Genomic DNA, 13,776 nt, shown 5'->3' on the forward strand with positions numbered 1-13,776 from the left:
TATATTGGAATTCATTTAAATTCCTTCTTTGATCATCTGAATAAATTCATGAAAGCTTTGAGCTTTCGTAATGGATTTTACGAGATCAGTATTTTCTATTAAATTATACATATATTTAAATATTTCAAAGTTCTTTCGGTCTGCCAGATTAAAGCATATCATAAATACAAGCTGTACTTCATAGCTCTTCCAAAGAATAGGCTTATCCAATACAGTTACGCAGATTACAGATTTATGTATCCCATTAATCGGAGAATGAGGTATGGCTACCATATGCCCGATATCTGTGGCTAACATTTTTTCCCGTTCAAGAACAGACGCAATAACACTGCTATCGATCAACCCTTCCATAATCATTCTTCTGCCCATTTCTTCTATTACTTCCTCTTTTGAATGGGCCTCCATTCTATAAAAAGCCTTTTCATTAAACATTCCATAAAGAACTTCCCGCTCTCTTATTGCTACTGAAATGGTTTCATCAATTTTTTTTATGGAAGCATCTGATAGGACATTATCTACGATAATCATTGGTACATTTCCATTAAAGTCTTCTATCTTTACTGTGGAGATAATGTAGTTTACATTTTGTGCTAAAGCTAGATCTAAATATCTCACAGGATATACGCCAATAATCTCTACATGCTTTATGTATTTTTTTATTTTTTCAGCCAACAGCTGGGCAGTGCCAATACCATAATGGCATAAAATACATATTTTTTTCGTGTTATGAATATTGATTCTTTCTTGGGCAGCAGCGAAATGCATTGCTATGAAGCCGATCTCATCCTCATTCAGCTTTATTGCAAAGTGGTCATGAATTTTTTTTGCTGTAAACATAGCAAAATTCATTTCTACGGGATAATTGGACTTGATTTGCAAAAGCAGCGGGTTTTTAATCTGAGATTCTGTTTTAGCCCTATTGATAGCAATTTTTATATGAATAGCAAGTGCACTGATAAACTTTAAATCTTTGTGGAACTCATTTCCTGTAATGATCTTTATCTCATCCAATAGTTCATATATAAAATGATGCAGGTCTTTATGAATCATCTCCTCCAATTGTGCATTTTTTATTCCATAGTTATAGATCATAAAGCCAGAATAGAGGGATACATATTTGTATTCGTTTTCATCAAATGTGAGGGATAGACGTTCCTGTATTTGAGTCATGATGTGGTGAATGACAATATAGTTGTGTACCCGATAGCTGCTTATCTGGAACAGGTTTCCAATGTTATTCCCATTTTTGGTTCTAGAAATGGCTACCAATATGCTTGACAGAAGATTATTAAAGTCTTTGTCGGCAACAATGATGTTGCTTCTTTTCAAATAAGTTTCAACAATTTCCTCTACCTTCTCTATATCCTCATTTGTAATGTTAGAAAGGTAGACCTTCAGATTATTGTTGTCATCATATTTAATGCCATAATCTAAAATCAAGGATCGAATATTTAATTCTTCTCCTTCAATACAGGTCCCATGATAGGGTTTTGAAATCAGCCGTAAATTATATTTAGCCAGACATTCCTTTACTCTTGATGTCATTTTGTTTATGCTGGATGTGCTTAGATTCAATTTATCTGCCAATTCATCCGCACTTAAATAGTCATTGTTTATGAACAGGCATATAGTATTTTCAACTCTGCTTTCAATAGAATCATCTGCTTCAAATCCCTCTATGATTCTTAAAGCTTCTTTCAAGATATTTTGAATGGTTTTAGGCGGTCCAATTAATCTATATCCAACCCCCTTCGTTGAAATAATTCCTACTCCGGAGTTTTTTATCTCATAATTTATATCTTCCACATACCGTTTGACTGTACGTGAAGATACTCCTAATTTTTGTGCCAATACCTGGGATGTTAGGTATATGTCCTGGTCATTGAGGTATTTAATTATTCGATAATGTTTTTTGCTTAACAACCTAACCACCATCCTTAACTATATTGTAATGCTTCCTCAGCAAAAGGTATTTGTAAACAATGTCACAACAAGTGACATTAAGCCATTATATCTATAATTGCTTGTATTCTCTATATTTTAATATAAAATTGATTTGAAAGCCCATAAAAATAGCGTCTAGGGACGCTTTCGCTAGGGAACCCTAGGTTCCCTTCGACGACTGCTGCCGCAGTCTGAGCACCCTCCTTAGTACGGCAGGGGATTCCATCCCCTACAACCCCTATTTTTTATATAAATAGAAAAGTAGAACTTTCCTATTTATATAAAAACACATTATGTATCTAATGGTTTTTTACAAAACAAAAACCGGCCTTTACCGGTTTTTATATCCTAGTGTCTTTTTTAAATTTTCAAAGGAAACCGCAGCCTTCTCTCTAGGTCTCACCTCAATGATATAGATCATATCCTCCTTGCCCATTTTTGCCATGTGTCCTGTAAAGTCTACCTTTCCTGTTCCGATGATCTGGTGATCGCTGACTTGTGTAACATCATGGAGATGGCAAGTCTTTACGCGATGAAGATGCCGCTGAAAGAATTCTACTTCTCCATAAAGGTTGGTGTAGGAGTGTCCAATATCCCAGGTAAGATAAATATTTTCTCTCTCAACTAATTCTTCTAGTACTTCCTGGACCAACACCTTCGGAAACCGCCCAGAGTTTTCCACACAAAGTTTCATGCGATCTCCGCAGTAATCGCCCAAGCCAATCAGACTATTCTTCAATATTCGCTTAAAGTCCTCATAATGCAGTTCCTCCAAATAACTTTTTCCTTCTGTCATGGTAAAGTAAACGGAGGTGCCTATATGGATCGTCATGCGTGTCGCACCGATATCGCATCCAAAATCAATGATTTCCTTGAGGCGTTTTATTCCCGCTTCCCTTACCTCCTCATGAAGTTGGAGTAAAGAAATATCCTCTGGTGCATGGAGGGTTAACGCCACATCATTTTCTCTTCTGTATAAACGGATATCATTTCTGGCCTCTTTACTATAATTCTCTGGAAAGAAGCAGGGCATATTCATATTGATTTCTACTGCATTCATGCCCTGTGCCACAGCGAAATCAATTGCAGATAGCACATCCTTCTCTCCCATCGCTGCTGCATATCCGATACGATAATACATACCCATCCCCCCTGAATCCATATTATAGTTTAATCCCTTTGGCCCACAGTACATTATCCACTTTCTCTAGTTTTTCTAAAGTACCATTTCCTACTTCATCATCAATATTTAAGACCATTAAGGCTCTGTCTCCCCGGTGATGTCTGCCTACCTGCATGGTAGCAATATTGATTTTCTCTGTTCCCAATAGGGTTCCAATATTACCGATAACACCAGGAACATCCTGGTTCTGAATAAACAGCATGTGCTCACTTGGGTTTACATCTACTTCATAGCCGTTGATTTCCACTAGCTTACCTTCTCGTTTGGTTGAAAGATTTCCTGCTAAAGTAAAGGTGCCTCCTTTATGTTTCACCTTTACAGAGATAAGATCTGCATAACCGTTATAAGGCTGGTGCATCTTTTTCTGCTCAATGATAATATCCCGCTGCTTTGCCTGCAAGAAAGCATTTACATAGTTTACTTTTTCCTTGATGACCGGCTCCAGCAATCCCTTTACAAAAGCAATGGTAACCATTTCTGTGTCCTGACCTGCAATATTTCCCCAATATTCTACTTCTATCAATTCAATGGTTTCATTATGCAGCTGATAATACAGCTTTCCTAATCGCTCCATTAAGTCAATATAGGGCTTTATAGCCACCAGTTCATCCCGGTGCAAGGCCGGAAGATTCACTGCGTTCGGCACAATTTCTCCCTTTAAGCCATTTAGCACCTGCTGAGATACGGTGATTCCCACATTTTGTTGGGCCTCCAAGGTATCCGCACCAATATGGGGTGTCACAATCACCTGATCTAAACCAAAAAGCGGTGTGTTGAAGCAGGGTTCTTGCTCATGAACATCCAGTCCTGCACTAACAATTTTTCCGCTTACAAGACCGTCATACAAGGCTTGCTCGCAGATAATGCCTCCTCGGGCTGCGTTAACAATACGCACACCCTTTTTCATCCATTGGATTTCTTTTTCTCCAATCATCTTAAAGGTCTCTTTTGTCTTTGGTGTGTGAATCGTGATGAAATCAGCCTCTTCCAGAAGCTCTTTTAGTGTTTCTTTTTTCTCTGCGCCAAAGCGGCGGAACCGTTCATCGGAAATATAAGGATCATAGGCAATCACCTTCATACCAAAGGGAGCCATTCTGGTAGCTACTAAAGAACCAATCCTTCCCAGACCGATAATTCCCAGGGTTTTGTTATAAAGCTCTGAGCCCTTAAACCGGGTCCGCTCCCAATTTCCTGCTTTTAAAAAGCTGTTGGCTTGAGGGATGTTTCTTGCCTGAGCCAATAATAGGCCAATAGACAACTCACAAGCAGAAAGGGTGTTACTCTCTGGGGTGTTGGCTACAATAATCCCTCTTTCTGTAGCTGCAGGTACGTCAATATTATCGATGCCATTTCCTGCTCTTCCTACTACCTTTAGTTTTTTTCCATAATTCATCAATTCTTCATTGACCTTTGTTTCACTTCTTACGATGAGTGCATCATAATCTCCAATGCGCTGCAGCAGTTCTTCCCGTGGAAGGCCTAAAGCAATATCTACCTCTAATTCCTGCTGCAATAACTTGATTCCTTCTTCATCTACTTTTTCTGTAATCAATACTTTCTTTTTATGATCCATGAGTATCCTCTCCTTTTTCACTTTATTGTTATCCAGTTATGCTGTGTAAAAGTGTTCATGTGTAAAGAAAACCGGTTTTAGCAAACCTCCTCTATCGCTCCTTTTAAAGCGGTTAAAGTACGATCAATCATATCTTGATCTACATAGCCCATGTGGCCTACACGAATCATTGTTCCCTTTAGTTGGTCCTGCCCGCCTGCGATCACGATACCATATTGGGTTTCCATGATTTTTTTGATCTCTTCTCCTTTTACTGTAGCAATGGCAGTGATGGTATCAGACAAATAATTTTCATCCGTGTATAAAGGCAATCCCAGCTTCTCTACTTCTTTTCTAAAATAAGCGGCCAGCTTCTTATGCCTTTCAAATACTGCCTCTAATCCTTCCTCTTGCATCATTTTGATCGCCTCATTAGCCGCTCCGATCAAAGCGACAGCCGGTGTATATGGGTTTTGGGGTGTAGCCTTCTCCATATCCCGTCTGGCCTTTTTAAAGTCCCAGTAGAATCGGGGAAGCTTTGCTTTCTCTACCTGCTCCCAGGCTTTGTCGCTGACACCGATAAAGGTCAGCCCTGGTGGTGACATCAGTGCTTTCTGAGACGCGGTAATCAGTACATCGATATGCCAGTTGTCCATACGAATTTCGCTTCCTCCCAGGGAACTGACTGCATCAACGATGTAAATCTGAGATTTATCTTTCATAAATTCGCCAATTTCTTTAATTGGATTGACCGCCCCTGTAGAGGTTTCATTATGGGTCAAAATTAGAGCGATATGTTCATCTCTTAAAGCCCCTTGAATCTCTTCTACCGTAACACCTCTCCCCCGTGGCACCTCTAATACATCTATCTGTAGTCCAAAGGTTCGGCCAATCTCAATAAACCGATCTCCAAATACACCAATGGATACCGCCAGCACCCGGTCTCCAGGAGAAAACAGGTTTACGATCGCTGCCTCTAATCCGCCTGTTCCTGCAGCAGGAAAAGTCAATACCGGATTCTTCGTTTGAAATACATACTTTAATCCCTCATTTAACTCTCCGAAAATTTTGCCAAACTCCTTTGTTCGGTGATGGCATTGGGTATTCTTCATTTTCTCCAGTACCCGCTCCGGCACATTTGTAGGTCCTGGGGTCATCAATATCATTTGCATCGTCTATTCCTCCCTTTATGAATAAAATAAAAAACCCCGTCCTTTACATGATGTAAAGGACGGAGATCAACATCCACGTGGTACCACCTTTTTTTACTGCTACTGCAGCCTCGATTTGATAACGGAAAATTCCGGCGCAGGTTTTTACCCCTGCACAGCTCCCGGTCGGATTCAACAGTCTCTATTGTCGATTCGCACCACCCATCGACTCTCTGCAAATAAGCAACCATTTACTACTACCGTTCAAAGCCTTTGATGATTTTTTCTATTATATTATGATTATTTAGAAAAAGCAACCATTTAAATTAATTTTTTATATATAATATTATTTAATCTGTCTAAGCGCTGTATTTTTCTTGGTTATCTTTTTCTGGAAAGAAGGAATCTAAAGTTTTATAGACCACGGGTCTACCTTCTTTCTTTACAGCGATGGCTTTTAAAAACACACGGGCTGTATCAATGGAAGTGAAGATCGGCACTCTATACTCGCTGACCTTTCTGCGCATCTTAAAGCCTTCACGATGGTTGTCATTACCGATGGTTGGGGTATTGATCACCATTTGAATAGTTCCTTTAGAAAGCTCCTGCACCAGCTGGTTTAGTTCAATTGTTTCACAAGAAACATTTTTTTCTGTAAGATACTTACTCGTACCTGCTGAACCATAGATCTTAAAGCCCATTTCCCCGTAAGCCTTTACTACTTCTAGGCCTTCTTCTTTGTCTACATCCTTCAGAGATACATAGATGCCGCCATCTGTAGGAATCTTGATATTTGCACCACTAAAGCCCTTATAGATGGCAATGTCCAAGTCTTGATCAATTCCTAGTACTTCACCGGTAGATTTCATTTCTGGTCCCAGATAGGTATCTACATCGGTTAATTTTTCTCCTGAAAATACCGGCACCTTTACTGCATATAGGTCTTGGTTTTCCATTAAACCTGTTCCATAGGACATTTCCTTCAACTTCTTGCCCAGCATGATCTCTACTGCCACCTTAACCATCGGCACCTGGGTAACCTTGCTGAGGATCGGTACGGTTCTGGAAGCTCGTGGGTTTACTTCAATTACGTAGACATCCTTGCCATCAAATACATATTGTATATTCACCAAACCAATAATTTTTAGTCCCTTAGCAATCTTCTTGGTATGTTCAACCAAGGTTGCTACCGTTTCCTCTGATAGAGACACGTAAGGATATACGGTGATACTGTCCCCAGAGTGGATACCTGTTTTCTCCACATGCTCCATAATGCCTGGAATCAATACCTCTTCACCATCGGCAATGGCATCCACTTCAATCTCAATCCCCTTCACATATTTATCAACAAGGATCGGATACTTCTTGGAAAGATCCACCGCCTCCTGCATATAACTTTCCAATGCATAGTCATTATAAACTACCTGCATGGCACGGCCGCCAATAACATAGGAAGGTCTCACCACTACAGGGTATCCTAATTCCTTCACCGCTTCTTTTGCTTCTGCAATGCTGGTTACAGACTTTCCCGTTGGTGTAGGAATACTCATTTGGCCCAGGAAGTCTCTGAATTTTTCCCGGTCTTCTGCCAGGTCAATAGACTGATAGGAGGTACCTAATATATTTACCCCTCTGTCATAGAGCTTCGGTGCTAAGTTTACAGAGGTTTGACCGCCGAACTGAAGGACAACGCCCTCTGGTTTTTCACTACGAATTACGTTCATCACATCGTCAATATAGAGGGATTCAAAATACAGCTTATCTGCTGTGTCGAAATCCGTACTCACAGTTTCCGGGTTATTATTCATGATAATGGACTCATAACCGGCTTCTTTGATCGCCCATACCCCGTGAACACAACAGTAGTCAAATTCAATTCCCTGTCCGATACGAATTGGCCCAGAGCCAATAACTAAGATTTTCTTATTGTCACTGATGATATTTTCATCATCTTCTTCATAACAAGAATAGTAGTAAGGGGTTTGTGCATCAAATTCACCGCTGCAGGTATCTACCATCTTGTACACTGGATAGATTTTATGTTCTTTCCGGATCTCCTGCAGTACTTCACGATTTAAACCTGTCAAATCACAAATTTCTGTATCCGTAAAGCCCATGGATTCTGCGCCATAAAGCAGCTTTTCATCCATTTTTTCCTGCTGTAACTGCTGCTCCATTTTTACAATATTATTTACCCCATGAAGGAACCAAGGGTCTATTTGCGTAACGTCATGAAGCTTCTCTACGGTAATCCCTCTTCGCAGTGCATCGGCTAGGGCAAAAATTCGCTCGTCATCACACTTTCCGATTTTTTCAAAGAGCACTTCTTCGTTCATTTCCATAATGGAAAACATACGCAGTCCCGTAAATTTGCCTTCTAAGCAGGTTACTGCCTTTAACAATGCACTTTCAAAGCTTCGGCTAATCGCCATAACTTCTCCCGTAGCCTTCATTTGTGTACCAAGGGTTCTGGCTGCCTTGCTGAATTTATCAAAAGGCCATTTTGGAAACTTCACCACGATGTAGTCAAGGGTTGGCTCGAAGCAAGCACTTGAATTTTTGGTAACATAATTCTTCAACTCATCTAAGCTGAATCCGATGGCAATCTTAGCGCCGATTTTCGCAATAGGATATCCTGCTGCTTTAGAAGCTAAAGCACTGGAACGGCTTACCCTCGGATTAACCTCGATAACCACGTAGTTTGAACTCTTTGGATCTAGGGCAAACTGAATATTACAGCCCCCTTGAATCTTTAAGCTTCGGATTATTTTAATAGAAGCTTGTCGCAGCATCTGATACTCTTTATCTCTCAGTGTTTGAGAAGGAGCCACTACGATACTGTCTCCCGTATGAACGCCCACTGGGTCCATATTTTCCATATTACAGATAATAATACAATTGTCTTTTCCATCCCGGATTACTTCATACTCGATTTCCTTCCAACCGGCTACACTTTGTTCTAACAAGATTTGTCCGATCGGACTGTTGTGAATACCACGTTCACAGATTTCAATTAACTGGTCATGGTTTGTAGCAATCCCCCCACCAGTACCCCCAAGGGTAAAGGCAGGACGAATGATCACCGGAAATCCGTACTGTTGTACAAATTCTTCGCATTGGGCTAAGTTTGTAGCAATAATACTCATCGGTACAGGCTCACCAATCTCCAGCATTAACTCTTTAAAGGCTTCCCTGTCCTCTGCCTTTTTGATGGTATCACTGTCGGTGCCTAAAAGCTTTACATTGTATTTATCTAAAATTCCCTGATCCTGCAGGTTCATCGCTAGATTTAATGCGGTCTGCCCACCAAACCCTGCCAGGATTCCATCGGGTTTTTCCATTTCTAAAATCTTCTCTAAGCTTTCCAGATTCAGCGGTTCGATATAAACCTTATCCGCCACGTTCATATCTGTCATGATTGTAGCCGGATTACTGTTTACCAGAACCGTTTCAATACCTTCCTCTTTGATGGCCTTACACGCCTGTGTCCCTGAATAGTCAAACTCTGCAGCTTGACCAATGATAATAGGGCCAGATCCGATGATCAATACTTTTTTTAAGCTTTTGTCTAAAGGCATACTGCGTCCTCCTTCACCAGGTTCATAAATTTGTCAAATAGGTAGGAGGAATCTGTCGGGCCGGGTGCTCCTTCTGGATGGAACTGTACGGAGAATACCGGCAATTCCTTGTGTTTCATGCCCTCCACCGTGTTATCATTCAGGTTTACATGGGTTACAACCATTCCTTTATCTTTTACACTCTCCGGGTCCACTGCATATCCATGATTTTGAGAGGTAATATAAGCTTTGTCCTTTTCAATATCATATACACCATGATTGCCGCCACGATGTCCATACTTCATTTTGTAAGTATCGCCGCCTACGGATAATGCTAAGATCTGATGTCCTAAGCAAATGCCGAAAGTAGGTATTTTATGGATGATTTTCTTAACCATAGCAATGGCCTCTGTAACTGTCTTTGGATCCCCAGGTCCGTTACTCAGCAGCACACCATCGGGACTAAGATTCATAATTTCTTCGTAGGATGCATTGTAAGGCAGGATCGTAATGTCACAACCTCTAGCCTTTAGATTATTGACAATATTGGCCTTCACACCAAAATCGACTAATGCAACCTTTGGTCCTTGACCAGGGATATGAATGACTTTCTTTGTGCTTACATCCTTCATCCAGTCATCTTCTTGCTTTGCCTGTTTGAGGTGGTCCTCTAGCTGCTGGATAGATAGGGACTCGTTAGTGATTACGCATTTTAGTGCCCCTGTATTTCTGATCTTCTTCGTGATACTACGGGTATCTACGCCGCTCACGCCAACGATACCCATTGCTTGCAGCATTTCTTCTACCGTATTTTCACTCATATAGTTGGAAGGATTTTGTGCAATAGACTTAACCACAAACCCCTTCGCATATACCTTTTCAGATTCCTTCTCCCATTGGTTTACTCCATAATTTCCAATCAAGGGGTATGTCATGGTGATGATCTGGCCCGCATAGGAGGGATCTGTGAGAATTTCCTGATACCCTGTGATAGAGGTGTTGAATACCAACTCTCCAACAGAGGTTCCTATTTTACCAAAGCCTTTTCCTTCGTATACTGTTCCGTCTTCTAAATAGATTAATCCATTCATTGTTCACACCTCTATTTTCTATAGATTCTTATTGATTGAGCGTGCCAATCTCCTCTACATAATGAAACAGAAAAGTTCATTTTCTTTTCTGTTTCCCTTTGCGATTTATGCATATTTCATAATTTCTTCCAGTTGGTTTTGTTGGCTCATATCACAGCAGTATAGTTTATGATCTTCGCTGATCATAATCGTCCCTTCCTGTTTCCAAGCTTTTGCCCCTGCTTGCGCTGCAGCTTCTTTTACCAGTTGCTGACCCAGTCCGATTCCGAAAATTTTCTTTTTCCCAATCAATGTTTTAATCTTATCGACTAGCATAGGCATCTTTTCGGCATCCACTTTGCCATTTGATACCATCACCACATCATGGGGTACCATATTTAATTGATTTATGCTAAAATCTTCATCGAATACGTTCAAACTGCATTTCATATTTACCATATCCATAAAGCTTTCTTTTTGCATCCCCAGATTGATCACAGCGATCTTCGTGATCTTTGGTGCAATGTGAAAGTATCCTCCTTTGCAGCTGCTGCAAACCTCTTCCATATCCATTGTATGAAGTGCTTTTGGTGAAAGCATATATGTCATGATTTCTCATCCTTTCTTTATTGATTATTATATATTTTCAATTCTGCTTACTGTAGAGGCCTGGGCCTTTTACGATATCGCTTCATATTTTATCAACCCTTCTTTACTTGGTTATTTATAATTATACTTAGTATTATATATTTATGCAACAGTTATTTAAAAATTTTTCCCGTTTTTTTATGGGATTTTTTACTTTTGCAGGATGTCTTTCAACAGATAGGGACAACCCGGTTTTTCACTAGTTATTTCGTTGCAAAATATATTGTTGTTTATGTTGGTTTTTTCTTTTTTAAACAAAACAAAATGTAAATTTATAAGTTTTTTGATAATATTTATTCATTTGCTTTTGCAGGTTCTTTCTTTCTTTTTATGCATATATATCCACTGTAAGAAAAAAATAAACCTTCTGTCAGAGGCAGAAGGTTTGGTTGCATAGATCATAGAGATACAGGAAATCCCGCATCTTACTTCACCTCCTTTTTGGCCTCTCTGGACCATTTTAAAGGAAAACCTATTTTCATTTCATCAAATATTATCATACTTTTTTTAGTATTGTCAAGAAATTTCTATAGCTCCTTTAATGCCGCTTCGATAATTGCTATGGCTTTATCAATTTCTCCTTGTGTTACATTCAGTGGCGGCAGGATTCTAACGACCTTTTCTCCCGCACCTACCAGCAGCAGACCTTTTTCAAAGCATTTCTGCACCAGATGCTTTCCCTCAATATTTAATCCTAATCCCAACATTAATCCCATACCCTGTACCCCTTGCACCACAGGATACTTATTCTGCAGTTTAGAAAGTTGATCCATAATATAAACACTTTGCTGCTTTGTATTTTCCAATACCCCTTTTTCCATTAATTCCTCCAGCACTGTCAAAGCGACTGCACAGGCTAAAGGATTTCCCCCAAAGGTACAGCCATGGTCTCCCGGTACAAAGGCTTGGGCAGCTTCTTTTTTTGCTAGGGTAGCACCAATCGGGAATCCTCCCCCTAAACCCTTAGCCATACAAATCACATCTGGTTGGATCGTAAAATTCTCATAGGCAAAAAGCTTTCCTGTTCTACCGATACCACATTGCACTTCATCAAAAATGAGCAGTGCTTGATACTGATCACACAGATTTCTCGCTTTTTGTAAGAATTCCGGACTGACAGTAATAATACCCCCTTCTCCCTGGATCGGTTCAAGAATCACGCCACATACTGTGTCGTCCATCTTTTTTTCCAGATCATCCGGATCATTAAACTTTACCGCCTTAAGACCTTGCATCAGAGGCATAAAATCCTTTTGATATTTTTCCTGTCCCGTTACAGCCAGTGCACCTAAGGTTCTGCCATGAAAAGAATTTTCCATATAGAGAATTACATTTTTATCACTGCCGCCCTTTATTTTTCCGTACTTCCGTGCCAGCTTTAACCCCGTCTCTACTGCTTCACTACCGCTGTTGCTGAAAAAAACCTGGTGATGATCACTATAGGCAGCAAGCTTTTCTGCCAACATTAGCTGCTTGTCATTCCAATATAAATTGGATACATGGATCAGGGTTTGACTCTGATCTGCCAAAGTCTTTGCAATAGCTGGATGGCTGTGGCCTAAACAATTTACCGCTACACCTGATACAAAATCAAGATAGACCTTTCCTTGAGCGTCGTAAACCTTGGTGCCAGAACCTTTTACAAAAGTGGCATCAAATCTTCCGTAGGTATTCATGATATGCTCTTTTTTCATTTATAACTCCCTCCCTTTTATCATGGTTCCAATTCCTTCTTTGGTAAAGATCTCCAATAGCAAGCTATGCTCTTTTCTTCCATCGATGAGATGTACATTCTTCGTTCCCTGTTCAAGGGCATCGATGCAGCATTGCGCCTTTGGAATCATACCTCCCTTTAAAATTCCTGTTTGAATATATTCCCCCATTTCTTCTATGCTGATTTCCGAGATAAAGCTCTCCGGATCGTTAATATCTTTATAAATTCCTTCAATATCCGTCAATAGGATCAGCTTTTCTGCTTCTAATACTGTACTCACAGCAGAAGCTACATAGTCTGCATTAATATTGTATACCTTTCCCTCTATATCACAGCCTACCGGTGAGATAACCGGCAGCTGTTCTTTTTCCAGAAGATCCGCCAACAGCTTCTTATTGATATTAACAACTTCTCCTACATAGCCAATATCCAGTTTTTCTTCTCCATCATAAATATACTTCTTTTCTGCTTCGATGAGATGTCCGTCTCTTCCGCTTATACCAATGGCACTAACGCCATGCTTGCACAATGCAGCTGCAATTTCTTTGTTGATTTGTCCAGACAGAACCATCTCCACCACTTCTATTGCCTTTTCATCGGTAACACGCAGGCCATGGACAAATCTGCTCTCTATATTCAGTTGGTCCAGCATGGAAGAAATACAGGGGCCGCCGCCGTGAACGATGATGATGTCGATTCCTACCAGTTTCATTAATACCACATCTTCAATAAAGGCTTTTTTTGCTTTTTCATTCTTCATAATACTGCCGCCATACTTAATCACAAAGGTTTTTTCCCTGAACTTTTTAATATAGGGCAAGGCTTCGATGAGAATTTTTACTGTTTCGCCATTCATAAATTAGATCCACCAACCTTTTCTTTTTAAAAATGATAATTATAATTATACGTTTATTGTAATATTTATTCAATATGTTTTTGAGTTTTTTCTTTTTTGTA

At 40.0% G+C, this 13,776-nt stretch carries 9 protein-coding genes and 1 other annotated feature; all 9 genes read right to left on the bottom strand.

Annotated elements, in window-relative coordinates:
- Positions 1-15: 15 nt before the first annotated feature.
- Positions 16-1,923: a BglG family transcription antiterminator gene (locus tag Gferi_RS12780; protein WP_069977089.1), complete on the bottom strand. Its 1,908-nt coding sequence runs from the start codon at positions 1,921-1,923 to the stop codon at positions 16-18.
- Between the two features lie 352 nt (positions 1,924-2,275).
- Positions 2,276-3,085, bottom strand: coding sequence for a sugar phosphate isomerase/epimerase family protein (locus Gferi_RS12785; RefSeq protein WP_069977090.1), 810 nt, complete (start codon positions 3,083-3,085; stop codon positions 2,276-2,278).
- Between the two features lie 22 nt (positions 3,086-3,107).
- Entirely contained in the window at positions 3,108-4,700 is a 1,593-nt protein-coding gene (gene serA, locus Gferi_RS12790) for a phosphoglycerate dehydrogenase (protein ID WP_069977091.1), read from the bottom strand.
- A gap of 77 nt (positions 4,701-4,777) precedes the next feature.
- Positions 4,778-5,851 carry a pyridoxal-phosphate-dependent aminotransferase family protein gene (locus Gferi_RS12795; RefSeq protein WP_069977097.1) on the bottom strand — a complete coding sequence of 358 codons (1,074 nt, stop codon included), beginning with the start codon at positions 5,849-5,851 and terminating at the stop codon, positions 4,778-4,780.
- 52 nt (positions 5,852-5,903) lie between these two features.
- Positions 5,904-6,107: a binding site (T-box leader), on the bottom strand.
- An 82-nt stretch (positions 6,108-6,189) separates the two neighbouring features.
- A complete protein-coding gene (carB, locus tag Gferi_RS12800; protein ID WP_069977099.1) occupies positions 6,190-9,408 on the bottom strand; it encodes a carbamoyl-phosphate synthase (glutamine-hydrolyzing) large subunit in 3,219 nt (1,072 codons plus the stop codon).
- Entirely contained in the window at positions 9,399-10,478 is a 1,080-nt protein-coding gene (gene carA, locus Gferi_RS12805) for a glutamine-hydrolyzing carbamoyl-phosphate synthase small subunit (RefSeq protein WP_069977100.1), read from the bottom strand. Before carA ends, carB begins: the two co-directional genes overlap by 10 nt.
- A 105-nt stretch (positions 10,479-10,583) precedes the next feature.
- Entirely contained in the window at positions 10,584-11,066 is a 483-nt protein-coding gene (locus Gferi_RS12810; RefSeq protein WP_069977102.1) for a glutamine amidotransferase-related protein, read from the bottom strand.
- A 566-nt stretch (positions 11,067-11,632) separates the two neighbouring features.
- Positions 11,633-12,799 carry an aspartate aminotransferase family protein gene (locus tag Gferi_RS28120; RefSeq protein WP_069977104.1) on the bottom strand — a complete coding sequence of 389 codons (1,167 nt, stop codon included), beginning with the start codon at positions 12,797-12,799 and terminating at the stop codon, positions 11,633-11,635.
- Positions 12,800-13,675, bottom strand: coding sequence for an acetylglutamate kinase (gene argB, locus Gferi_RS28125; protein ID WP_069977105.1), 876 nt, complete (start codon positions 13,673-13,675; stop codon positions 12,800-12,802). It abuts the gene before it with no gap.
- Positions 13,676-13,776: the final 101 nt, after the last annotated feature.

The sequence above is a fragment of the Geosporobacter ferrireducens genome (genome assembly GCF_001750685.1).
Taxonomy (GTDB): Bacteria; Bacillota; Clostridia; order Peptostreptococcales; family Thermotaleaceae; genus Geosporobacter; species Geosporobacter ferrireducens.